This is a genomic window from Parabacteroides sp. AF17-3 (assembly GCF_003635445.1).
GTDB classification, from domain to species: domain Bacteria; phylum Bacteroidota; class Bacteroidia; order Bacteroidales; family Tannerellaceae; genus Parabacteroides; species Parabacteroides goldsteinii.
Genome location: NZ_QTMM01000001.1, coordinates 347405 through 372642, shown reverse-complemented (window position 1 = coordinate 372642; position 25238 = coordinate 347405). Strand labels below are relative to the sequence as shown.

Sequence of the window (25238 nt, the reverse complement as noted above, 5' to 3'; positions counted from 1 at the left end):
TGCCGGTTTTCTCATATCTTTACGTTTGTATCATAGGCTATTAGAATTTAAAAGGTTATACATCAAAATCAGTTAATAGTTATCAGATTCTTTTCCTCGTCTTTCTTATAAGTAAAATGATTGGTCAATTGCAGCACACTCAGGATATGATCCAGACCATCCCTTGTCCGGAACTTACCCGTACAATGCCGCTTGTTTTCCAATACGGATTTATTATTCACATGGATATTTACATCGAAATATAATTCCAGCTTTTCCAGAACTTCTGTCAATGGTTCATCAAAATAAAGAATACCTTCACGCCACAAGAAATAGTCCGCACTTTCGATAGGTATAACCGACAATCCATCATCTCCAATCACAACCCGGTTGTTCGGTGTCAGAGATATGGAATGATTGGTCATGCGATCTGAAATTTCGACTTTCCCTGTTAACAATGCTGTCTCAAATTCTTTTGATTGATTATAGGCATGTACATTAAAAGAAGTACCCAATGCCTTAATATCATAAGTAGATGTCGAAACAATAAACGGCTTTTCCTTATTAGCCTTTACTTCAAAAAAACCTTCACCTTCCAGGGTTACCTGCCGTTTTCCCTCAACGAAGCGAGTAGGAAAATTCAGTGTACTTCCGGCATTCAGCCAGACTTTTGAACCATCCGCTAAAGTCAACTGTGCATTCTGTCCTGCCGGGACATGTATGGTTTGCATGGCAATATTTTCTTCCATATCCGGATTGAGCCAATAGTTCAATGCAAATCCCAACATAAAAACAGCAGCGATCTTCACCACCTCCCGCATAATACTCCACCACCTGAATTTTTCTTTCAACGGCAGTGTGACAGTTTCCGGTTTTTCATGCCAAAAACCAATTTCATACAAGCGGCACAGTTGCTGATAATGCTTCATGTTTGCCGCATCAGCATCCAACCATTCCGTAATCAGACGTGATTGCTCCTCTGTTGTACGTCCTTCAAAATATAATTGCAATAGTTTATCGTCCATATTTTATCTCTTTACATATATAAGACGACAACCGGAGAAAGTTCACTAGTCCCGAATGAAAAAAAAATTTCCATCCGAATGAAACTTTTTTCTCCTTTCGGATAAAACAGGAAATCAATAAAACAGAAAATAGAGGATAGGTAAATAATCTTTCAACGAAATTCTCAAGGCTTTTAAGGCTTTGCCCATATGATAATCCACTCCTTTAACAGTAATACCCAATATGTCGGCTATTTCTTTACCCGACTTATTCTCAAAACGGCTCATAATAAAGATTCTCCGGGTCTGCTCCGGAAGCTTTTTTAACGTATCAGCCATGATCGAACGTATCTCGTCTGAAAAAATATAATCCGGATCGCACGCCTCCAAAGTCGAGATACGAATTGCCAGTTCACGACTGCGCCACTCCTGCATAGCATCGAATGCCTCTTGTTCGTGAGCACGCGCCTTCAAATAATCCAATGATTTATGCTTCAAAATAGTCAATAACAATGCCTGTGGTTTTTCCACAGATTCTTTTTTCATCGTTTCCCATAATTTGAGCAACGATTCCGTCACAATATCTTCCGCAGCCAGATCATTCCGGACATACAAATTTGCAAACCGGAACGATTTGGCATAATATTGTGCATATATACTATTGAATAACGTGGTTACAGGCATATTTATAACATCTCCTCCTGGGGCAAAAATAAAAAGAATATTCGGTATATATAAATATTCGGATAGAAATAGAAGACACCTATTATTTCTCCCGGCTATTCAGCAAGGTGATGGGGATGTCGTCAAGGGAGAATAAGAAGCGGAAGAAAGGGTAAGTCTTTTTCAAGTTACAGCATTTGATTATTTCATAGAACAATTACAAAGAAAGCGGAAATATGGAATTTAATGAACCATACTTCCGCCTTTAATAACAAAAGACTTATGTCTGGGAAATAAAGTCTAGAAAACCTTCATTCCAAATTCACTCCATACGAAGAAATTACCTCCTGTCGCATTTTCCGGAACAGAGAAACGAATAATCTTAAACAGCTTTCCTACTATAATCTTCGAATTATAAGTTTCTTTACCACCAGTCGGCAGTCCGTCGATCAGCGTACTTATCTTATTAAAAGATACACCATCCAGACTACCTTCAATAATGATCTTTGCCGGTGCGGCACTGCCATTTGCTGAACGTGTCGTATAATAGAAATTAAACGCAGTAGTCTCTGTCGGTAATGCTACCTGAAGGTAATGAGAACCTTCCACAGCAACGCTCCAGGCAGAATGGAAGTAAGTTTCCACATCTCCATCCAACAGATTTGCCAATGAACCTTCCGACGGCTCAACGGCATTTGAAGAAAGCATACCGGCTGTCAATTCCACTTTTTTCAATTTACTTTCGTCCGGTACATATGAAATACCATATAAACAAGCGTTTTTAGCAGCATCGATCACAAATCCGTCTTTCGAACAATCAGTCAATCGTAACGGCAAAACAAAGTTTCCATACTCCAGCTTCGTACGGTCTACCGTTATCTCAAGATCTTTCGAATTCTCTTCCGGAACAAACGACACGGCTCCATCATCGCTTAATGAATATGCATTCGGAGGTAATATCGAATAATTGGTATCATTCTTCTTGTTATATTCCTCCAGCAAAGATTCGTCTATCGCAACCGTGCAATCGAATGTCCATTTACTCGCCATCGGTATAGAGACCGGTAATGTAAACTTAGCCTGTGCATCTCCTTCGTCAGTAAACGTATTCGAAACAAAACCAGTCTGATCGAAATAGACGGAAGGTATCGTTACTGAAGGTATCAAAATAATCTTATCTTTTTCCGAATTGATAGAATCGACTGAATTCACTAAAGAAACGGGTAACACATATTTCGTACCGGCCGGCAAATTATAGATCAGATCTGTCTTAAAAAGAATGTTTGCCATTTTATACAAATTGTCCGAACCGAATGCCAATCGGTTATCTGCAATTTGGTAACAATTCTCCGGCAGTTTAACGAAAGAAGTTCCGTTCTGTGCGTTATATGCATCCAGAACCGAATCATCCAAAACCGCAACCTCTACATCCGTCACACTTGACCGGTCTGAGCCCGATTTATTTACCGTTAGTTGATACTCTGTATCTTCGCCGGTTTTATATAATGTCAACGGCACTTCTCCGCTGTTCCTAAAATAGAGGATCGTACTATAGTCGCTCAGAAATTCATCTTTATTGTCATCACATGCCATGAAGCTGGCTGTCAAAGAGAATAAAAGCGATATCATTAAAATCTTTTTCATAAATAATTCTTTTTAGATTCGTAAGAATTGGTTCTATTACCAACCATAATTCTGGATTAACAACTTATTTCTATCAAGTTCCCGCTGTGAGAAAGGATAGAGATAATGATTGTCTTCAAACACACGTGTTTCGAAAACTGTTCTTTTCCAGAACCCGTCAGGTGTTTCATCTCCGCTACCGGGGAATTGTGTATTCATACCATACATCGGACCTCCGTCTACCTCTTTAGCAATCATCCATGTACGGGTATCGAAATAGCGATGGTTTTCGAAAGCAAGTTCCAATCGGCGTTCAATGCGACAATATTTGATCAACTCATCTGTCGACGCAGTGGGATAAACATCTGTAATGGATGGCAATCCGACACGGTCGCGCAAGTCCGCCCACAGTTCCATCGCCTGCATCTCATATCCGGCAGGCATAGCCACATTCCGTTTCTTGCATTCAAGCACCGCTTCAATAAAATTAAGATACATTTCGGCAAGACGGAAAGTAGGAAATACGATATTTCCCCATTGACCGCTGGCTGAGTTGAGCGTATGATCATAAAAACGATTGACCAGGTAACCAGATTTAGGATAATCATGCGACTTATTGCTGTTAGCACCTTTAGCAAATGAAATCAATGTTCGCCCAGTACCATGATGCCACCAGTTACCTCCAAAAAAGACGGATACATAAAAACGGGGTTCACGGTCTTTATACATATTCGGTGCAGTCAGATCGTATTCACCGGCTCCTGCCCAGGCCGGATATTTCCAGGTAGTCTTTTCAAACTCATCCTCGTGATAACCGGATTGTTTATCGATCACCGGAACGTCTCCGTTATATCCCGTAATCGGATAACGACCATTCGCCATTGCATAGGCATCCACTTGTTGCTGTGTCGGTCCAACACCACCGTAAGCAGTCCCCGAAATACCGGTTGGAACCGTATGTACTCCTACCTGATAACGTCCTTTATATCCGGTAGACCAGATAAGTTCAGAATTCCAATATTCTTGTATAATACCATTATAATTGGCATACGGATCGGAACCATCACCGGCACGATACAATTTATACATCGGATTATCGATCAGCACCTTAGCTGCTTTGGCAGCTTCCAGCCATTTGTTTGCATCATAATTCTGGGGAAACAGGGTAGCACCCGACAACTCCGGAAATTGTTCGCTTACAGGATTCTTCAACGATGCGTAAAGTTTATTTCCATTAAACAGATCACGTGCCGAATAAAGTTTCAACCGGGCAATGACGGCTTGGCAAGCACCTTTCGTAGCCAATCCTTTTTCCGCATCTGCATATTCAGCTTGCATGGCCGGATCGTCGATACATGCTTCCATTTCACTGACCACATAATTCACACATTCTTCCCACGTATTACGGGGACGATAAAGCGCTTCGGTAGATGCCGTAAAGTCAAGCAATTCGTCACCTAACAGAAAGACTGGTCCGTAGATACGCATCATCAGAAAATAATAGTACGAACGGGCAAACCGGCTCTGCACTTTCCACTGGGCCAGCTCTTCTTTCGTAATGATCGGATCGGAACAACGATCTACATTCTGCATAAAAATATTACATTCACGAATTCCTTTATAATAGAAATCCATTTTATAAACAGGCACATTACTAGCATTCCATGAACCGAAATTAATCCAACGCGACTCACGGTTGTAAGTAACCGTACCTTCATCGGAAGCGCCGAGCCAAGGCGTATTGGTAAAATCACCGGTATCATCGGGCAGAAAACTCATGGAATTCAGCCAATACTTTTGAGTATCGTTCCGGGTCTCCCATATCTTATCGAAGGTCAATTTTTCATCTTCCTGCCTGTCCAGAAAATCTTCACAAGAGGAAAAGAGCATTGCTCCCACCGCCAAACAAATGAGTTGAAAAGAAGTTTTTATCGAGACTTTCATAATATATATCGTTATTAAAATGGATTAGAAATTAGCATTTAAACCTACGGTAACAACCCGGTTAGGAGGATAACCGGAGCCATCACCATTTCCTTTTTCAGGATCCCACAGTTTGAATTTACTAAATGTCAGCAGGTTGTTACCCGAAAGATAAAAACGCAACGATTTTATAAACGTTTTGTTCATCAATCCTTTCGGCATTGTATATCCTACTTCGAAATTCTTCAGGCGCAAAAAACTACCGTTACGCATCCACCAATCGGAAGTCTGGGAGTTATTGGATGATCCGGCGGCACCACTCCAACTCAACCGGGGATAGATCGAACCAGCATTTTGTTCGGCCGTATTTCCAAGGCGCCACACATTGTCGTAAACATCTTCATTGATAGCAGAACGCTCCATATTACCTTCACTGAAAGGCGATTTAATGGTAGAACCACTTAAATAGAAATTCACATGGCTCACTCCCTGGAAAAATACATTCACATCCCAATTCTTCCATTGCGCAGTAGCACCAAAACCATATACTATTTCCGGAAGATTCGTGTAACCCATGGCTATCTGGTCTTGCGAATCGATCTGACCATCCCCGTTGACATCCTGATATTTGATATCTCCTACCCGATATTCTCCGAAGGATTGTTTTGGACTATTGTCTATCTCTTCCTGGCTTTCGAAAAGCCCCAAGGCTACCAATCCGAAGGGTTGTAAATTTCCACCCGAACCGAATGGTTTTCCGACACGATTCTGATACTTATATTCCCAATCCGGTTCGTCGTTATTCAGCAACTCATTCCGGTTGTAAGTAAAGTTAGCTCGTCCCGTCAAATATACATTCCCAACCTTCTGCGAATACTCAGCCGTACCATCGAACCCCTGATTCATTGTTTCTCCGATGTTGGTATAAGGAATGACCGATAAACCGACAATAGCCGGTAAGCCGGCACGCTGAAGAAAGATTCCTGTACGTTTCTCATGGAAGTAATCAGCTTGTACTCTCAACCTGTTAAACAATGAAAATTCAACACCGACGTTCATCTTAGCCGCTTCTTCCCAGGAGGCGGATAAGTTTTCCACATCCCCCACACGGATTCCTTCACCTCCGTTAGCTCCGGCAGAGCCATAATTCCATTGGCCTGCTCCGGCATCTTTCCCGACAAGAATAGTCGATTCGTATACCCAGCGGCGTGCTCCACCAATATCATCGTTTCCGACTATACCATACGAACCTTTCAATTTCAACATATCGACTACTTTAGTCAGCGGCTGGAACCATTTCTCGTTCGAAACCATCCATCCGATAGCGCCGGCAGGGAAGAAACCGAACCGATGCCCGCGGGCAAAATTCTCCGAACCATTGTAACCGATATTCACTTCACCAAAATAAGTGTCATTGAAAGCGTAGGTCACACGCCCGGCAATACCTTGGTTTTTATAAGGTAAAGACTTGAATTTGTCTTTTTCCTGCGTACGTGTATGTATTTTATGGTTATAAAGGAACAAAGCTCCTACACGATGTTTCTCAGCAAACAAATGGTCATAATTCAAAGATGCCTCCATATAAGTAGTCATTGTACCATCGCGGTCGATCGCATAAGCCAACTCCCCGCTACCAGTACGGATAGGCGAACCGAAAATAAGATTTCCATCGGCATCTCTTCCGGTTGCATGATACTGGGTCGGTTCTTTACTTCTGCGCTGTATCGTCGTATTCCATGCATCCCATGAGAATTTGAAATTACCAGTCAACCCTTCCAATGGTTCCCACAAAGCACCGATATCTTGGGTCAGTCCAATCAGGGATTGCGAAGAGTTCCAGAATTGTTCGCGATATCCTGAATGCACTAGCATGTTCCACGGGTTATATCCCGAATCGGTAGACGGAGCGGCAATCGTCCCATCCGAATATTCAACAGGAAACGCATTGGGCGATGTCTGATAAGTATACGACCAGATCCGATCGTTGTTATTTTTATCATTATCACCAGGAGCGAACCGCTTTTCATATATATTAGCCAAATTAAGGTTCAGCGTCGTACTTTTGGTTAATGCCAGATCCACATTGGCACGGAAGTTGAACTTGTCATAATGGACAGATGAATTATAATCATACAAATTGCCCGCACTTTTGAAAATAGAACTTTCATTATAAAAAGAACCTGAAATATAATACTTCACAATATCGGTTCCTCCCGTAATACTCAGGTTAACCCGCTGGTTGGATGCCAGATCATTATATAAAGCATCGAGCCAGTCGACATTCGGATAAAGGTCAGGATCGGCACCGGTACGATATTTCTCAATCGCCTCCGGTGAATAATAACCCGGTTGAATATCATTGTACAAATCGGCCCATTGTGCAGAGTTGACCATCTTAGGCATTTTCGTCGGGCTGGTGATACCAGCTTCGGCACGCACGTTGATAACCGGCTTCCCTACATTCCCTTTTTTTGTCGTAATAAGAATTACACCATTTGCTCCACGTACACCATAAACAGCAGATGCAGATGCATCTTTCAGAATGGAAAAAGAAGAAATATCGTCAGTATCCACCAAATCCAACTCACGTTCGATACCATCTACCAACACTAAAGGAGTAGAAGTTCCTTTAAATGAAGATACACCACGAATATAAAAATCGGCAGCGCTGTTCTTACCGGGTTCTCCCGACCGACTCATTGCAACAACACCAGCCAACTGTCCGGCCAGCACATTCGAAATAGATGATCCCGGCACTTTCAGGTTCGACACATCCACTGTGGAAATAGCTCCGACAACACTTTCTTTCTTCTGACGGCCATAACCGACAACCACCACTTCATCCAGCACTTCGTCGTCGGCAACTAATGTTACATTAATAGTCGTCTGGTTACCTATGGCAATGTCCACACTCTTCATCCCCATATAAGAAAAGGTAAGAACTCCGCCGACTCCATCTACTTTAATCGTATATTTACCATCGATATCGGTCACAGCTCCGGTAGAGCTGTTTTTCAACCAGATATTGGCACCGATCAAAGGTTCACCGGTTTCATCAGTAATAACTCCGGTTACCGTTATACTTTTCTTTTGCGAAACCGAAGGCAAAGAAACAGGACCGGAAACCGCTTTTCTTTTTACCACCACCTGGTTACCATTTATCTGATAAGTTAGTTCTGTCTTCTCAAACAGCGGATTAAGAATTTCTTGTATAGAACCTTTCACTACTCCAGTTTGCGCATTTCTATTCAACTCGCTTTTGATCTCATCGGAATAGAAAAACACATAACCGGTCTCGGTTTCTATGAATTTAAGAACGTCCAGCATAGTGGACTGTTTTTGTTCCAGTATTTGTTCTATCGAAATAAACGACTCATTATTTGCATAAGCACAGGTTATACCCATACTCAGCAGTAATACAATAATATGTCTGATTTTTTTCATACATTTGTATGTCTTTAGGTTTTTCATTTTTAATTGGAAAATTTAAATTTCTGACAAGTCCGGACGATCTTGCCCATCGTTCGGGCTTTTAATTTCAAGCGTTTTTCATATTCTATATTCCATAGGCAATTCTTTTTAAGTTATTATTCTATTAGTAATGTATTTGATTCAAAGCGATAATGAACATTATAAAGCATTGAAAAAGTTTCCATGACCTGCTCTATGTTATCAAACAAGACGAGTTTACCGGAACTTGTCCGCTGGGCAATACCAGGAGCACATTCAATTTGCACATTATAATAACGACTTAAACGCATCAGGATATTTTCCATTGTTTCTCCTTTAAAAATAAGTACGCCATCTTTCCAGGAGATATAGTCTAAAACATCTACCTCATTAATTTCGTGTTTATCAGGCTGAAGGGTCAACTTATGATTTGGAGTTAATTGTATATTTTCTTCTTCCTTTGTGTCAACCATCACGCTACCTTCTACTAAAACAACTGATTGTGCCTGCTCGTCACCATAAGCGGAAAGATTGAATTTAGTCCCCAACACATTGACTGTAAAACTAGCCGTTTTCACATGAAAAGGTTTGCCACTTTTTACGACCTCGATATAAATCTCCCCCTCCGCTTCGATAGTACGATCGTCACCTTCAAACCGGGAAGGGAAACGCAACACGCTCCCTGAGTTTATCCAAATTTTAGAACCGTCAGCCAGTAATAATGAAGAACGGCGCCCTTTAGGTACGACCAACGTATTCATCACTGTCTCATCAATATTCTTTTCAATCCCTTCAGCCTCAATCTTTTTTACAACGAGTTCTTCATCCGGAGAATTTTTCATCGTTACATCAGAGTTGAAAGAGATCAAGGTATTGTCCTCCACATTTATGACTTTGTGATCCTTTGTTATCAATGTAACCTCCGTATGAACCGTGTCAATAGCCATACCGATACCTGTCATCAGATTATTTCCTGAAAATAGACCTCTATCCATTAACCAGTATCCTGCCAAACTAACTGTTACAAAAACAGCACAAGCCGCTGCATATCTCATAAATAGATTATGCTTTTTAAAACGCTTTTGCTGCATTTCGTTTTGTAACCTCAGCCAAATTTGTTCTGATTTTTCATCCGGAATAGAATACTCGTTCAACCGTACTGATCTTAATATTAAACGTGCTTCGTCAATAGCCCGCTGGTTTTCCGGATGTTCTTTTATCCAAACATGCCATTTAATATCCAACTCTTGGGTCGGTACCATACACCACATGACAAAACTATGGTCATGCAACAATCTATGTACTATTTCTGGTATTTGTTTATCGCTCATTCCTTACTTTTATGAGTATTCATTTAAATAAATACGCACAAAGAAGAAATATGACCCCATTAAAATGGAAAAAAATGATCGGAAAGAAAAAAATAAAATAAAACAGGACCATATTGCTCACGCATACGTTCGATTGCGCGATATATTAATTTGCGTGTCCCCTTAGTCGTAAGATTCAGTAATACAGCAATTTCATCATACTCTAATTCTTGCATATAGCGTAAATAAATGGCTTCTCTTTGTCGTCCCGTAAGACTGCATAACATATTTTCAATTTGTTCGGCAATTTCCTTTCGCTCCTCCTCTTCTTCTATATAATCCAGTCCGGACACAGTTATAGAAAACAGATAATCATCTGATTCATCGATATCTTCCATAGTAACTTCCTTCCGCTTTTCAGAAATCATTCGATTTTTTAAACACCGGAAAAGATAATATTTTACATTATCATTATCGACAATCTCATTCTGATGTTCAAAAAAATGTAGGAATACATCATGAATCAAATCATACAACGCATCATCATCAACACCGAGTGCCTTACCATATGAATACATCTGACCTACATATTTTTCATATAGTCTTTTATAGTCACATTGTTTTGTTTTCAACATTTTTCCTAATTTATTATGCAATGGACCATTATTCCATAGTTCTTGTAGAACAAATGCATTTTTATTAGCAATTGACCAAAGATGTATGAGATATTATTGATTCGGGTAAAAAAATCAAGCCTAAGAGGTCACTTTTTTGTGCCAAATCTCTTTTTTCATACAATATCATTCCTTTATAAAGGGATATAATACTTTTTTACCCTATTTTTGTATTTATTATTCCATCGTTCTACAAGAACTACGTTGATTATTACAAACAAACTCTTTGGCAGGAACAATGTGAGATAAAAGAATCAGGACCTATCTGGTTATTTTATAAAAAAAGCGTCCAAACCTAATCTTTTTGCCTTTATTCCCCAGATTGTTAACAGAAAACAGTACGTAATTAAATTTACCCACAATTAAGGTTTCCGGAATATATCCAAAACACCGGCTATCCCTTGAATCGGCTGAGTTATCTCCCTCAACATAATAATAAGTACGTTTGAGCCTATAAATAGAATCGCAAATACCATTTATATAGACAGAACGTTTTCTCATCCTCACATCACATCCTTCCTCTGCAATTAATTTTCTCAGGAACAAATAATTGTCCCGTCTGACATGCAAAGTATCATTCTTCTTCTTTATCCGAGTGATTCGCTTTACTAATAATTGGTCCGTACTTTCCGGACTGTTGAAAACCACTATATCACCCACTTCCGGATAGCCTATTCCAGGAAGTCGCCTGTACTTCCAATGAGTGTTCCTGTCCATTTTCCGCAACGGGCGTATCCATGTAAAAACATTAATAACCGGAATATCCGCCCATCTAGCAGGGAAACGTGCTCCATACGTAATCTTATCTATCCAAACCCTGTCACCGCAAAGGAGTGTCGGTTCCATACTACCGGAAGGTACTATACATAACTCTCCTACTGCAATCCGGATAAAAAGACAAAAAAGTATGAATAAAATAACAGCAATGACCTTTTTCATCAAAATATGACTTTACCACTTATTTTTCAGTATATTACCTTATACTTAAAGAATCGTACGATCGCATCATAAAATTCCGAATTAAAATGTTTGGTATGGCTATCAGTCACACAAGAGCTGACTATAAACAAATCATCTGTAATCATCCATGTTATCGCCGCCGGATGATTTTTGCTGAACTCCTCCAACACAGATACATACTTGTCATCCATATAAAATACCGGTATTTCCGATTTCAATCGTAGCAGTTCATTTTGCACATCTTTTCGTGGCAAATGCGATATGATCAGCATCCTCCCTCCGATTATTTTTTTCAGTTTTTCCAATGAATTCAGCTGTTCCATAATACAAGAGGAGCATGATAAGTCCGAAAAATAGAAAACGACATTATAGCCTCTTATCAATGTTTCCAGTCCCATGCGTCCTATCATTTTATCCTGATACCCCAATGTCCCTGTTACATTCTCAAACTTTTTCCCGTTCAGTTTTAAATAAGAATAGGCCTTCCCCAACTCTTCATTCAAATACTCATCGGAAACTATTTCATTCTGTGAAACGACTTTATTGTCATTCTTTTTCATGGCAAAATTTAAAAATATATTCGCTACCACGGAAATCAGAATAGCAATATACAAATAGATTCTTTTCATATAGATTCAATTTTATAGTTGTTACTTCTTTACTTTCAATAAAAAGATCATCGGATTAGTTTCCCCGATATTATTCCGATCCGGAAAACGTTCCTCAATCATCGCTGTTAATTCTTTTGCTCTTTTAGCAGTCAGAAGTCCTTCTTCCTGCCAAACCTTAAAACCTATATTAATAGCTGCCTGCAACCTTTCTTGCGGACCTACCGATATCAAATAATCTTTATATTGGCCAATTGGATGAGAAAGACCTATAAACAAAAAATCATTCAATATATGGCTAAAGGTTTTGACTTTTTGTGTCTTTTTGTCGTAAACCGTAAACTGGGGAATAACTATATGCTTATTTTTAATAAAGACCTTGTCATTTATTTCAAATATATCCTTAATCCCTGCCATTTTCTTACACTCTAATAGAACTGTCAGAGGAAGAGGAGTTCTTTTAAGAATACTCTCACGGTCGACCTTACTCATTGATTTATCTTTATAATCAATAAAATATTTTGGAGTTAACTCTCCACTTCTTACACTAAAAACAGAATCACGCATGTATTCTGCAAAAAGAATTTCATTATCGAGTTTTCGGAAAATGCAATCATGAATATATGGAGATTTATTAATAAGCGGATAATACTTATTAATCGTTTTTCCTTTATCATCTTTGATTACCAAAGAATAAGCAGGATCACCCATAACCGGACTTTCCCTATATAGGTAAAATAAGTTATCTTGATACTCAAACTTATCTGCGTAATAATTCATCTGTATATCCTTTATAAAATCTCCTTCAAAAGAAAAAATAAGAACTTTCTTTCTCATTATGTCATACAAATAAATAAGTTGTTGCTCTTCATTCAACGAAAAATCAGATAAATCAACAAATTCGTCAGGTCCCTGTCCACAATTTCCAACCCTATATAAATATTTTCCACTATGATCGAAAACGTAAATACCCTTTTGATTATATCTTTCCATTATGAAAATACAACTGTCAGACATCACAATCTTTTCAACTTTGTCCAATATACAATCACCCGAAAATTCAAGAGGAATCATTTTTATATCCTCTGCAAAATCGGATAATTTACCGTAATCAGTTTCCATTTCCGTTATCGGTATAGAAACGATATCTCCTCTCACAGTATTTTTCTTATCTTCTTTTGTTAAATCACACGCAATAAATATAAAAATCAACAATACATACAATATATTTTTCTTCATACTTTTACTATTTAGCATTTATACCAATAAATACTGCTCTAAAATGATCAGTTCTATAAAACCGATTTGCTTTCAGAGCAGTATCTTTCCTAAGTTACTGCGTAGCAGGTGTACCATACATTTCAGTCATTTGTTTCCAAAAGTCCGCACAAAAGAAAGGAGTACATTGTGCATTACCTCCACGTTGACATTTTACTGAAGCATCACTAACAATTATAGGAGCAATCCCATCAGCTCTAATTTTAACTTTTATTCCAAAAACAGAAACCTCAGAACCAGGTTCCCCTTCAACATCCATTGTACATGATGATGCTAGCCGTGACCAAAGAGGATGTGTCTCAATATCACCACTCGTTCCGGTATCATTACTCTGCCCCAACACTTCTAAATGAAGCGGATGATCCTTAACACCATAGCCACTCCAGGCGTATTGGATGTTTAACACAATTGACAAAAGGAGCATTGCTCCACCGATTTTCAGAAAGCTTTTCTTTGTCATGCTTACCTCCAACTTTAATTGTTATTACTTATTGATTACGCATGAGTTGCTGTAACTCCTGCATATTTTTTATATCCTCTCGCTCGTTTATCAACTCCCGAAGTTCCTTTTTCACACTATCGCTATTTTTCCATTGCCTGACATAATAATTCGTGTAACAGCCCAAATAACACAAATAGAGAATCAACCCTACAATCATCATGAACTGAATACGTTTCACTTTTAAATGTATGATCGTCACAAACAAATAGGCCATAAGAAGACAAACGCCAACACCCGGCAAATAGAGGTATCGATCAGCCACAATCGCAAATCGTGATATAGGTATAATATGAAGTACAAATAACAGATGTATCAGGAAAAATAACGAAGTAAAAATAATGATCCTTTTTTGTCGTAACAGATAAATGCAACAAACGACAAAAACAACGACTACCGGATAAAACCAATAATGGAAAGGCATAGCGTATCCCGGTAAGATCGGGAAAGGATACAAATAAGACAATTTAATGGGTATCAAACATTTTGTCAAATATTCGATTAAGGAATAAGCCGCAAAGACAACCCGGTCAATCAATGGATAATCCAGCTCTTCCCGCCGGAACCCTTGTGCTAGCATGGGGATGGTTCCCATATAAAGAGACAGCAGCAGAAATGGCAGTTTCTCTTCCCATGTCTTCAGACGAAGCAGTCCTCTGTCTGTTACAAAATCGACCAGTAATAAACATAATGGAAATACCACAGCCTGTTCTTTCCCTAAACAGGAACAAAGAGCTAAAGCCAGAGTTACCACATAATAACTTAACTTTTCCGTACGGATAAATTTTAAGTAGCATAAAAGTCCCGTTAAATAAAATGATGTATAAACAAGAACTTTGGATGCGCTTATCCAGGCAACCGGTTCTACGTTGACCGGATGGATTGCCCATAACAAAGTAGCCAGAAAAACGATTTGTTTGTTATACATCGTCGTAAGCCGGGATGATTGAGTCAATAGACCGGAAAGAAAAAAATAAAGCAACACGACATTCAACAGATGTACTCCCAAACCGGTCAAATGAAATATCACCGGAGAGTACCCGAATAATGAATAAATAAGTACATAGCCTATTTCATTCAGGGGCGAATACTGACCACCATGAGTTTCTGTGAAAATTCGGTACAGATTCTCCCAGGTAAGTCCCCCGGAAGTATACGGATTAATCACACACCATTGATCATCCCAATAATACAGAAAATCATTTTCTGACAAAGGATAATAAACGATATACGTCATCACCAGTATAAAAAACAGGGGGCAATACCTTTTTATCCTTGTTGGCATATTCATAGTATTTATATTTAGCCGGTTACACATTAAAAGATGACGAACAATTTCCCGACCGTACAATATATTCAGGACGGTTCTTGCACTGCATAAACATTTTACCCAAATACTCTCCTATAATACCGAGCATTAATAAGATTACTGCCCCCAACACAGAAATCAGTATAGCCAGAGACGCCCAGCCTGTCACAGCCTGCCCCGAAATAAAAACAGCATATAATACATAAATAATTTCCACAACGGAAAGTGATGCGAAAAAAGCAGCAAAAAGAACAGCCAAGCGTAACGGACGGATGCTGAAAGAGGTTATCCCGCAAACAGCAAACAAGACCATTTTCTTAAAAGAGTATTTTGTTGTTCCAGCATAGCGTATCCCTGCCTGATAAGGTATCTGTATCCGGCGAAAACCAACCCATGAAACCATCCCCCGCAAAAACAGGTATTCTTCACGGCAATCTCGCAAAACCTTGACAACTTTCTTGTCGAGTAGACGGAAATCTGCACCGTTTTCTGTTATCGCAATATCAGACAAAAAATCCATCAGACGATAAAAAAAACGGGAAGTAATCGTTTTGAAATAACTGCACTGTTTGTTATCTATTCTAATCGTATCCACGATATCATATCCATCCGCCCAATAAGTTAACATAGTAGAGATCAGAGATGAGGGGTGTTGCATATCCGCATCCATAGTAATAACGACGTCACCCTGTGCATAATCCAAACCGGCTTTCAATGCTTTCTGATGTCCAAAGTTCCGGGAAAAACTTAACCAACGAACATGAGGGTTCTGCTCTGATAGAGACAATAAGATCTCTAAAGTGCGGTCTGTACTTCCATCATCAACAAATATTAATTCATAAGGGAAAAGTAATTTATCCAATACTGGATGCAAATTCCGATATAGCATATCGATGCATTCCTCTTCATTGAAGCAAGGGATTATAATGGATATATTCCGGGGTGATTTTTTCATAAGCATTAAATATAATTATCCGTATACCATCCGTAAAAGAACTAACACTACACAGATGCTTTTTTAATACAAACGCATGAAAAAGGATAAATGACCCCATTAAAAATAAAAAAAATGCTTCGACAAGAATAAATAAAATAATACCGGGGCATATTTTTCACGGATACGGTCAATCGCACGATAGATCAGTTTACGGGTTCCCTCCCCAACATGTCAAACCCGTTCCGACCTAGCGTTCTTTGACATGTTGGGGAGAAAATAATAAGGATAAAGGTTTGTATATCCATTGAAATGAATGGATATACAGGAATTGCTGAGTCGGTTATAGAAAAAGGTGAAACCTTCAGAGAAAAAGCTTACGTCTTTTTATCGAAAAGTTTACGTTTTTTTCAGAATGGGTAGGCAGCCATTTCAAATAAGTGCCGCAGTGATTTTTCATAACCGCGGCAACTACTGCAAATGACTGTAGCTGGTATTTAAAATGGCTCCTACAAGCGGGATCCATATATTTATCTTTCAGCCTTCAGCCACTTCAAGGCGTTGATTTATAAAGTATTATCCTGAAATGATAATAAAACGTGTCATTGAGGTAAAATATGTACTGTAGCGTCCTGAAAATAGTTGTCAGATTGTATTTCTGCCAACTATTTTCATCCTTCAGGATTATGATCTGATTATCAAAGGGAGGAAGCTCCTGAAGGCTGAAACGTGTATAATGAATAGATAGTTATATATGTGACGTTACATAGTTATCTATATGCAATTACATAGTGACTAAAATCCGGCCTATAGGGAAACAACTACTACCTTCAAGGGAATAAGCAGGCAGGATATAAAGAAACGGCAGCTGCCCTTTAGGGAAAAAACAGGTACATTTCCGGAGAATAAAGTCTGCTTGACCAGAATAGCAATGTATAAATAAATCCTTTTCATATATTTTCGATTTTATAATTATTATTTCTTTACTTTCAACAAAAAGAGTACAGGATTTGTCTCACCAATGTTATTTCGGTCAGGGAATTGTTCCTCAATCATATTCTTTAATTCTTCGGCTCTTTCAGCAGTAAGAAGTCCTTCTTTCTGCCAATATTTAAATCCCTTATCAATAGCTGATTGTAAATTTTCTTGTTGAACAATAAGAGGTTCCCTAGTTCGTTTTAAAATACTCTTACGATCTACCTTACTCATTGATTTATCCTTATAATCAACAAAATATCTCGGAGTTAATTTATCTCCTCTCAAAGAAAAAATAGAATCACGCATATCTTCTACAAAAAGAATCTCGTTATCAAGTTTTCGAAAAATACAATCATTGATATATGACAATTTTTCAACAAGAGGATAATATTTATTTACGATTTCTCCTTTCTCATCCTTAATAACCAAGGAACAGGAAGGATCTCCAATAATCGGACATTCTCGATATAGATAAACATACTACTTTTACTTTTAGCATTTTTTATGAAAAAGCTGTTCTAATATAGATAACGCTCTAAAATCAAGCTCTATCAGAACAGCCTTTCCCCTAATTATTATTTAGCTGGTGCACCATGGACTTGAGCCATTTTGATCCAAAATTCTCCACAGTCCATTGAAGAACATTGTTCTTTCCCTCCATCTTCACATCTTGTTGAAGCTTCAGTCATAGTTAAAGAACCAACATTACACAGATCCTTTTAATACAAACGCATGAAAAAAATAAATGCCCCCACTAAAAATAGAGAAAATGCTTCGATAAGAATAAATGCATGATACAGACAAACCTATCGGTTGTAATATCCTCGGCAGCCAAATCATTCCGGACATACAGGTTTGCAAACCGGAATGATTTAGCGTAATATTGCGTATATATAGTATTAAACAACTCTTTAACAGTCATATTATGATATCTTCCACTTATCCATGCTTCGGGTTCGGGAATCAAAATTCACTCCTATCTTTACCAACTTCCGTCTATCCATTTCAAACGGACGGGCATACCCTTGGCTTTCTATTTGTTGCAACGCCTCTTCCACCGAACCATCCAACTTAAATTCAAAGATATAGATATAATCCTTCGTCTGCAAAATCATATCCGCACGACCATAAGAGGTGTGGTATTCCGCCTGGACATAAAGACCCATCAGTCTACAGACTATAAAAAGAACATTCTGATAGTACCGCTCTACCCCACCGGTCAATTCATACGGTACACCATAGAAAAACGTCTGCAAGCGACGAAGGAAACCCTCCGGATTGCCTTTGCGGAGATCCGTTACAAAGTTCTTCAGTTGAAAAGCTGTCTCACCCTCTTTTACGGTAGTATAAAAAGGAAGCAGATAACGCATAAAACCTTCTTCCACCTCTTTATTGGGGAAGCCGAGCGTGTACATACCGAATTCCTCATCATACCCTTTGATGGTCAGGTAACCGCTTTGGTAGATGACAGGTATCGGGTTATAAGAGGCTATATCAATACTGTTCAATACATCCGCATCTATCTCTTCCCTGCCTATTTCTGACAAATCGTATTCTGCCCGTTTCAACAATTCGACCAGATAGGTAGGAGTTCCCGTCTCAAACCAGTAACTGCCAAATTTCAATGTCTTAAACGTATTCAACAGACTAAAAGGATTATAGATTCCTATACTATTTTCAACAAAATGATACCCATCATAATTCAGCTCCAGTCTTTGGCAAATTTCCTCATACGTCTGCTTATTAGCTTTAGCAAGCTCATGCAACTGAGGTTCCAGATAATCATGAATTTCTTTTTCCGAAATCCCACAAACATCTACATAACGTTTATCCATGCTGATATCCTGCAGATTATTCAAATCGCTGAACACACTTACCTTTCCGAATTTCGTCACTCCGGTCAAGAAGGCAAAACGGATATATTTGTCCATGGTCTTCATGACCGAATAAAATGACTTCAACGTACTTCTGTAAGCCGCCTGCAATTCTTCATTCCCGATTGCCTGGAGCATCGGTTTGTCGTATTCATCGATCAGGATCACGACACGCTGACCGGTTTGTTCAACCGCACGCTCAACAATTCCCCGGAAACGCAGAGCAAGAGAAGTCTCACCGGCTCCGGTCCCATACAGCTTTTCCCACTTCAACAAAGTAAAGTTCAATATCCGCTCCAGACTTTCCGGAGTATTGTATTTTTCCGTATTCAGGTCTATATGCAAAATCGGATGTTTTATCCAATCCTTTTCCAGATTTTCCAATGCCAGCCCTTCAAAAAGCTCCTTCTTACCTTCAAAGTAAGCTTCCAGCGTTGAGATCAGCAGGCTTTTGCCGAAACGTCTTGGACGGCTCAGAAAGTAGTAACTCCCTGTCGTAGCCAATTCATGTACAAAAGCAGTTTTATCAATATAAAGATATCCATCTTTACGTAGCTTCTCAAAATTCTGAATTCCAATCGGATAAATAACAGCCATAATTGTATGTTTTACTTTGTCATGATAAACAAAGGTAAAAATATTTACCGAATACAAGACATTCTGACTGATAATTCCATTCCTTTTGTACACAACGACCACACTAGCATATAGGGCAAATGAAATCATCCAATTGTTTTTACGAATCTCTTCGGATATATTAATAATATTTATTTTTCACTACAGCTATTCCTAACATATAAGTATAAAAACCTGTAATTTCAGTACAAACCCTATGTAAAATCATACACTTGTATTTTTGTTACAAGTTAAATATCAATTAATAACAACTCCATTTCCTATTCCAGGCATACATTGCAACGTTTTAAAAAACGTTTGTTAATTATATGTCTAATTAAATTAATTGTTATGTTTAAGATCTACAGACCTATCAGCGCATTATTGCTGGTGGCCTCATTAGGATCTGCCTGGAATGCCTTCGCATCCGAAGGGACAATAGGAGAAACTTCTGAAGTTAATCAGCAATCAGGGAAAGTTACAGGTATCGTCGCAGACGATCTTGGACCGGTAGCCGGAGCATCAGTTGCAGTAAAAGGTACCTCTAAAGGAACCATAACAGACAGCGATGGAAAATTCGTCCTGAATGGAGTCAAAAAAGGCGAAATAATACAAATTTCATTTCTGGGTTATACGACACAGGAAATCGCCTATAAAGGACAGGAAAATCTGGATATCAAATTGGTGGAAGACTCACAAGCTATCGATGAAGTCGTTGTTACCGCCCTCGGAATGAAACGTTCTCATAAAAGCCTTGGTTATGCATTAACAACCATCAAAGGAGATGAATTCACTCTTGCCGGTAAGGCAGCAAACCCCTTAACATCTCTATATGGTAAAGCTGCCGGTGTTGGTATCCAGTCGAGTGCAGCAGGTCCGACCGGAGGTGTAAACATTAAGATTCGTGGAGCTGCCAGCCTGGAATCATCCTCCAAGACACGCCCGTTGTTCGTTGTAGACGGTGTGCCCATTCATGACCAAGAATCATCTATGGCAACCCGTGGTTATGACCCGTTGAACTCTTTCGACTATGGTGCAGGTATCAATGATATTAACCCGGAAGATATCGAATCAATGGAAATCCTGAAAGGAGCGAAAGCATCCGTTCTATATGGTAGTGAAGGAGCCAACGGCGTTGTATTGATCACAACCAAAAAAGGGGCCAATACCAGAGGTTTAGGAGTAACGGCCTCTTTCCAGTATACCGTTGAACAACCGGTTTCTTATATTGATTTTCAGAATGAATTCGGTACGGGAACAAGTGTTTATGATGAACTGACTGGTAAATTGCCCGATGGAACCTCCATGAGAAGACTGGGTACTTCCCGCTTCAACTTCGGACCCGCTTTTGATGGTAAACCGATCATGGATATAGACGGTAATATTATCAACTACGAAGCACAGCCGGATAACTTTATGGATTTCTTCCGTAAAGGCTATTCAGACAACGTCAACGTCGCCATTGCCGGAGGTAATGAAATGGGAAATATGCGTGTTTCCTATACCAATTATAAATATCAGGGTATTCTGGATAATTTTGAACAGAAAAAGAATATCCTCAGTTTCTCCGGAAAAATGAACGCATCAAAGTTTGCTACTTTCGAAATCAATTCAAACATTTATAACATTGTCACCCAAAACCGTTATCCTAATATCGGAGGTCTCGTTTCATACGGTATCAACAGAGACCAACCATTTTCAACGCTGGAACGACTATATAAAGATGATTCCGGATACAAACGGAACAAGGAAGATCTGACTATGAGCAGTTATGCTTCCAATATCATGGATTTGCTGTGGCACCAACGCGAAAACAGAAATGTGGATGATAAATTTCACATGATCACATCATTAAAAGGTAAATTCGATTTCCATAAAAATGTATTCCTTGTGCTACAGGGAGGTATCGACTATACGGATATTGAATATAACCAGAAAGCCAGAGTTACTCAGGCTGAACCCAATGTGGTCGGTGGTAAATATTCCAGAAAAGAAGAACGTTATGTAGTACAAAACTACGATGCAATGTTGAATTTCGACAAGAATTTCATGAAAGACCGTTTAAATGTACTGGCTTTCTTCGGTGGAGGTTACCGCAGCAATGAAGATAAGAGCATTAACGTTTCAACATACGGTGACATGCTTTATCCGGATTGGTACTCATTGAATAATGAAGGCTCATGGCCGGGCGCTGGCGACAAAGGGAAGGTTAGAGGTATGTCGCGCGGTTCCGACTTCCTCTACAGTCTTTACGGCGGTGTGACTCTCTCCCTGGACGAACGTTATTATGTAGAAATTACCGGAAGAAATGACTGGGCTTCTACTTTACCCGCAGGAAACAACTCCTACTTCTATCCGGGTATCTCATTCAACTGGAACTTCAAAGACCAGATTCCAATCCCGCAATTGCAGTTCGGTAAGATACGTATGGCCTGGGCCGATGCCGGTCGTCCCGCTTCCCGCTACTTTGCAAACAACGTCTTCAGCCTGGGACAGATTGCAGAAACCGAAGCTTCGATCGTAACACCTCCAAGTGCCCTATTCTCAGGTTTATTGAAACCAGAACGCAAAAGAGAATATGAAATCGGTATGGACTTACGCTTTTTCGATCAGAACAGACTTGAATTCGACTTCTCTTACTATACGAATAATGTATACGACCAAATCATGTCCGTTCCCCTGTCATCCACTTCCGGATACAGCGAAATCAGGATTAATGCCGGTAACGTGCATAACTACGGTTATGAAATCTTCCTGAAAGGGACTCCGCTGGTAGGCAAAGATTTCCGTTGGGATGTATCATTCACGGCAGCAAATCAGTATGCAAAGGTGAAGAAGTTATATCCGGGTATTACACAGAAATTAATCGGTGGCGGAACAGGATACAAAGTTGTGGCCGAAGTAGGTGAGCCAATGGGTGAATTACTTACCTATGATTATAAGAAAGATGAACATGGCAACCGTGTTGTAAGCTCGAATGGTTTCTATGTACTGGATTATGATGCCGGTTTCAAGAAAAACTCCAACATCAATCCATCTTTCATCGGTGGTTTCAATACATCGTTCTACTATAAGAACTTCAATATCAACCTGGGATTTGACTACAAATTCGGTGGAGCTCTGTTATCTATGTCCAACTACTACCTTATCGGTAACGGTCTGTCAAAGGAATCTTTGCCTTATCGTGACGAGAAACATGGCGGTTTGGCTTACTACATCAACGAACAGAACGTAAAGGTTCCCTGTGAACACAACACAACAGCCCCTGCCGGAGCCAAGGATAACCGGGTATATCATGATGGTCTTATCCTCAACGGTGTGAAGGAAGACGGCAGTAAGAATGATATCATCCTAAGTGCCTACGAATACTATTCTACATTCATCCATGACATGTCGGCCGATCTGCAACCGGATAATATCTATAAGAATGACTATATCAAGTTCCGCGAAATCGGTATTTCCTATACCATTCCGAAAAGAATCGTAGAAAAGGCTAAACTGCAAAAAGTGACTTTGACAGCTACAGCACGTAACCTGTTCTACCTCTATAAGGCTATTCCGAATATTGATGCAGAATCAACGCTCGGTACGAACTCTTACGAAGAATATTCATTCTTCCCCTCTACCCGAAGTTTCGGTATCGGTGTTTCAGTTAGTTTCTAAATACACAATTTAATGCAAGGAATTATGAAAAATATATTATTAACGGGTTTGGCGGCAGCCTCACTATTATTGTCCGGCTGCCAGGACAAACTGGAAGAAGATTTCTACAACCCTGAAAACTACCAGGCGCCGGAAGACAAACTGGCTGCCGGCCTGTTCACAAAAACGCTTTACGAATGGCAAGTCTATGTACAGGACTACGGAGAATGGTGGTGGTCATTGACAGGTGCCGGTGTTACAGCTTATGCCCAGGTCGGTGTTCGACCTACTACACAAAATTATGCCGGTATTTACCAGGATTTTGAAGATGTAACCACCGGTAACGGATTCTCGGCAGACAACGGTATACGTAATTATTTTAATAATATGTATACCAAAATGAAAACCTGGTCAATCTTCAAGCAATTAGTCGAAGAAGAATATACGGGAGAAACATTAACGAACAGCTACGTATATTACCAGTTGACTACTGTTATGAAAGACTATACCATGCTCCGCAATATTGACTTTTTCAACAGTATTCCTTATTACAACGCCATTCAGGGAAACAAGGGAATTTTGTTTGCAGAGTATGACGATCCTCTGGAAGTTACCAAAACAATTCTCGATGAATTGAAAGAAATATCGGAAAGTATAGTTGCCGATTATGATAAAATGTCTCCGGATGCAAAAGCTACTTTTGCCAAACAAGATGTCGCCTTTAAAGGAGACATTCAGTTATGGAAACAATATATCAATGCATTGAGATTGAAATTTGCAGTCCGCATGTCTGCTGCCGACGAAGCCTACGCAAAAACTCAGATTGCATCAGCGATACAGGACGGACTTCCCACCAAAGATATGATCTGGCTTTTGCCTACCAATCCGGCCAAAGATTTACCGGGAGGCGGTACTATCAACCGTGGATGGTTCGAACGCTTTACTTCGTTATTCATCCCCAATGTGATTCTCGAAAGAATGAACCATAACAGATTGAAATATGAACCGGGAATCGATGACCCGCGTCTGCCGGCCATAGCCGCTCCGACACGTTACAACGACTATCGTGGTATCCGCATGGACAACCTATACCACCAGCCGGCTTACGACTCTATTGCCGCCGGTAGTGAAGAAAACATGCGCCCGGATTATATCGACGAAGGAACATGGGAACGTCATAAATCCTATATCAATAACAATACTGCATACCGCGATGCCAAAGGTACACTGAGTTACTACGATATAAACTGCGTATCCATGTATAACCCGGCTACTTATTACTACGCTAATTTCCCGGTTTATATGTTCTCGCTGGCTGAAACAGAATTGCTCCTGGCAGAAGTAGCTGCCAGAAACTATGCTTCAACCGGTAAAACAGCCGGTGAACATATAAGTGATGCTATGACTCATTCAACAGACTTATGGTATTATATAAACTCCCTGTCAGTATCAAGTGCGACAGATTATCCGCGTTATTTCCCGGAAAAACCATCTGCCGAAATTGTTCAGACATATGGAGATTTCCTGAAAGCAGAATACCAGAAAGCTAAAACATTGGATGATCAGATAGAAATTATCATGCAGCAGAAGTATATCCACCTGAATCTGATGGCTCCTAACGAATGCTGGACAGAGTTGCGCAGAACCCGCCATCCGAAACTGGAACCGGTTAACTTCCCGCCGTATTTCACAAATATCAAACCGCAGGTTGAACGTATAAAATATCCGGATTCCGAAGAATTGAACAATACAGAGAACTTTGCTAAAGTAAAAGCAGAGAACAACTATTCTTCGCCCATTTATTATGTACCACAAGACAAAAGATCTGAATCTTACTATCGAGACACTTTCATCGAGATAGAAAAAGAGTAATAGGGAGTTGAAAAGAGGAGAGCTCGCCATATGGCGGGCTTTC

The 25238-nt window shown here is 39.6% G+C and carries 17 protein-coding genes and 1 pseudogene; 3 read left to right on the top strand and 15 right to left on the bottom strand.

The features are described from left to right. Nucleotides 1–68: 68 nt before the first annotated feature. Together DWW91_RS01195 and DWW91_RS01190 are read right to left on the bottom strand one after the other, a co-directional pair. The gene (locus DWW91_RS01195; RefSeq protein ID WP_122326699.1) at nucleotides 69–1004 is read right to left on the bottom strand and encodes a FecR family protein; all 936 of its coding nucleotides are present in this window, start codon (nucleotides 1002–1004) and stop codon (nucleotides 69–71) included. A 114-nt stretch (nucleotides 1005–1118) separates the two neighbouring features. Beyond that, nucleotides 1119–1667 (bottom strand): RNA polymerase sigma-70 factor, encoded by a 549-nt coding sequence (locus DWW91_RS01190; RefSeq protein ID WP_122326698.1) that lies wholly within the window; start codon nucleotides 1665–1667, stop codon nucleotides 1119–1121. Nucleotides 1668–1726: 59 nt separating this feature from the next. Between DWW91_RS01190 and DWW91_RS01185 the strand changes: the two are divergent. Continuing rightward, a pseudogene (locus tag DWW91_RS01185) lies at nucleotides 1727–1822 on the top strand (AraC family transcriptional regulator); the annotation flags it as partial. Between the two features lie 124 nt (nucleotides 1823–1946). On the opposite strand, the gene DWW91_RS01180 reads toward DWW91_RS01185, so the two are convergent. The 13 genes from DWW91_RS01180 to DWW91_RS01115 form a co-directional block, all read right to left on the bottom strand. Continuing rightward, nucleotides 1947–3290: a BT_3987 domain-containing protein gene (locus DWW91_RS01180; RefSeq protein WP_122326697.1), complete on the bottom strand. Its 1344-nt coding sequence runs from the start codon at nucleotides 3288–3290 to the stop codon at nucleotides 1947–1949. A 36-nt stretch (nucleotides 3291–3326) separates the two neighbouring features. Continuing rightward, nucleotides 3327–5213, bottom strand: coding sequence for a RagB/SusD family nutrient uptake outer membrane protein (locus tag DWW91_RS01175; RefSeq protein ID WP_122326696.1), 1887 nt, complete (start codon nucleotides 5211–5213; stop codon nucleotides 3327–3329). A gap of 24 nt (nucleotides 5214–5237) precedes the next feature. Further along, nucleotides 5238–8636 carry a TonB-dependent receptor gene (locus DWW91_RS01170; protein ID WP_122326695.1) on the bottom strand — a complete coding sequence of 1133 codons (3399 nt, stop codon included), beginning with the start codon at nucleotides 8634–8636 and terminating at the stop codon, nucleotides 5238–5240. 143 nt (nucleotides 8637–8779) lie between these two features. Beyond that, nucleotides 8780–9973, bottom strand: coding sequence for a FecR family protein (locus DWW91_RS01165; protein ID WP_122326694.1), 1194 nt, complete (start codon nucleotides 9971–9973; stop codon nucleotides 8780–8782). A gap of 59 nt (nucleotides 9974–10032) precedes the next feature. Next, on the bottom strand, nucleotides 10033–10587 hold the full coding sequence (locus DWW91_RS01160) for an RNA polymerase sigma factor (RefSeq protein ID WP_010801278.1): 555 nt from the start codon (nucleotides 10585–10587) through the stop codon (nucleotides 10033–10035). Between the two features lie 300 nt (nucleotides 10588–10887). Then, the gene (lepB, locus tag DWW91_RS01155) at nucleotides 10888–11565 is read right to left on the bottom strand and encodes a signal peptidase I (protein ID WP_010801277.1); all 678 of its coding nucleotides are present in this window, start codon (nucleotides 11563–11565) and stop codon (nucleotides 10888–10890) included. A gap of 26 nt (nucleotides 11566–11591) precedes the next feature. Further along, entirely contained in the window at nucleotides 11592–12215 is a 624-nt protein-coding gene (locus DWW91_RS01150; RefSeq protein ID WP_009860586.1) for a hypothetical protein, read from the bottom strand. 21 nt (nucleotides 12216–12236) lie between these two features. Next, complete coding sequence (locus tag DWW91_RS01145; RefSeq protein ID WP_122326693.1) at nucleotides 12237–13433, bottom strand: 6-bladed beta-propeller; 1197 nt, start codon at nucleotides 13431–13433, stop codon at nucleotides 12237–12239. Nucleotides 13434–13527: 94 nt separating this feature from the next. Continuing rightward, entirely contained in the window at nucleotides 13528–13932 is a 405-nt protein-coding gene (locus DWW91_RS01140; protein ID WP_009860583.1) for a hypothetical protein, read from the bottom strand. A 28-nt stretch (nucleotides 13933–13960) separates the two neighbouring features. Beyond that, nucleotides 13961–15256 carry a hypothetical protein gene (locus tag DWW91_RS01135; protein ID WP_009860582.1) on the bottom strand — a complete coding sequence of 432 codons (1296 nt, stop codon included), beginning with the start codon at nucleotides 15254–15256 and terminating at the stop codon, nucleotides 13961–13963. 25 nt (nucleotides 15257–15281) lie between these two features. Continuing rightward, nucleotides 15282–16235, bottom strand: coding sequence for a glycosyltransferase family 2 protein (locus DWW91_RS01130; RefSeq protein ID WP_009860581.1), 954 nt, complete (start codon nucleotides 16233–16235; stop codon nucleotides 15282–15284). A gap of 954 nt (nucleotides 16236–17189) precedes the next feature. Then, nucleotides 17190–17621 carry a 6-bladed beta-propeller gene (locus DWW91_RS01120; RefSeq protein ID WP_044215021.1) on the bottom strand — a complete coding sequence of 144 codons (432 nt, stop codon included), beginning with the start codon at nucleotides 17619–17621 and terminating at the stop codon, nucleotides 17190–17192. Nucleotides 17622–18115: 494 nt separating this feature from the next. Continuing rightward, the gene (locus DWW91_RS01115) at nucleotides 18116–19663 is read right to left on the bottom strand and encodes an ATP-binding protein (protein ID WP_044215109.1); all 1548 of its coding nucleotides are present in this window, start codon (nucleotides 19661–19663) and stop codon (nucleotides 18116–18118) included. Between the two features lie 369 nt (nucleotides 19664–20032). On the opposite strand from DWW91_RS01115, the gene DWW91_RS01110 reads away from it, so the two are divergent. After that, on the top strand, nucleotides 20033–23344 hold the full coding sequence (locus tag DWW91_RS01110) for a SusC/RagA family TonB-linked outer membrane protein (protein ID WP_009860577.1): 3312 nt from the start codon (nucleotides 20033–20035) through the stop codon (nucleotides 23342–23344). A 24-nt stretch (nucleotides 23345–23368) separates the two neighbouring features. After that, entirely contained in the window at nucleotides 23369–25195 is a 1827-nt protein-coding gene (locus DWW91_RS01105) for a SusD/RagB family nutrient-binding outer membrane lipoprotein (RefSeq protein ID WP_229102463.1), read from the top strand. Nucleotides 25196–25238 lie beyond the last annotated feature (43 nt).

Excerpts from the sequence above, each read along its gene's own strand:
- DWW91_RS01130 (WP_009860581.1), bottom strand. The coding sequence starts at position 16,235 with ATGAAAAAATCACCCCGGAATATATCCATTATAATCCCTTGCTTCAAT.
- DWW91_RS01110 (WP_009860577.1), top strand. The coding sequence starts at position 20,033 with ATGTTTAAGATCTACAGACCTATCAGCGCATTATTGCTGGTGGCCTCA.
- DWW91_RS01105 (WP_229102463.1), top strand. The coding sequence starts at position 23,369 with ATGAAAAATATATTATTAACGGGTTTGGCGGCAGCCTCACTATTATTG.
- DWW91_RS01160 (WP_010801278.1), bottom strand. The coding sequence starts at position 10,587 with ATGTTGAAAACAAAACAATGTGACTATAAAAGACTATATGAAAAATAT.
- DWW91_RS01175 (WP_122326696.1), bottom strand. The coding sequence starts at position 5,213 with ATGAAAGTCTCGATAAAAACTTCTTTTCAACTCATTTGTTTGGCGGTG.
- lepB (WP_010801277.1), bottom strand. The coding sequence starts at position 11,565 with ATGAAAAAGGTCATTGCTGTTATTTTATTCATACTTTTTTGTCTTTTT.
- DWW91_RS01170 (WP_122326695.1), bottom strand. The coding sequence starts at position 8,636 with ATGAAAAAAATCAGACATATTATTGTATTACTGCTGAGTATGGGTATA.
- DWW91_RS01145 (WP_122326693.1), bottom strand. The coding sequence starts at position 13,433 with ATGAAGAAAAATATATTGTATGTATTGTTGATTTTTATATTTATTGCG.
- DWW91_RS01195 (WP_122326699.1), bottom strand. The coding sequence starts at position 1,004 with ATGGACGATAAACTATTGCAATTATATTTTGAAGGACGTACAACAGAG.
- DWW91_RS01135 (WP_009860582.1), bottom strand. The coding sequence starts at position 15,256 with ATGCCAACAAGGATAAAAAGGTATTGCCCCCTGTTTTTTATACTGGTG.
- DWW91_RS01180 (WP_122326697.1), bottom strand. The coding sequence starts at position 3,290 with ATGAAAAAGATTTTAATGATATCGCTTTTATTCTCTTTGACAGCCAGC.
- DWW91_RS01190 (WP_122326698.1), bottom strand. The coding sequence starts at position 1,667 with ATGCCTGTAACCACGTTATTCAATAGTATATATGCACAATATTATGCC.
- DWW91_RS01150 (WP_009860586.1), bottom strand. The coding sequence starts at position 12,215 with ATGAAAAGAATCTATTTGTATATTGCTATTCTGATTTCCGTGGTAGCG.
- DWW91_RS01115 (WP_044215109.1), bottom strand. The coding sequence starts at position 19,663 with ATGGCTGTTATTTATCCGATTGGAATTCAGAATTTTGAGAAGCTACGT.
- DWW91_RS01165 (WP_122326694.1), bottom strand. The coding sequence starts at position 9,973 with ATGAGCGATAAACAAATACCAGAAATAGTACATAGATTGTTGCATGAC.
- DWW91_RS01140 (WP_009860583.1), bottom strand. The coding sequence starts at position 13,932 with ATGACAAAGAAAAGCTTTCTGAAAATCGGTGGAGCAATGCTCCTTTTG.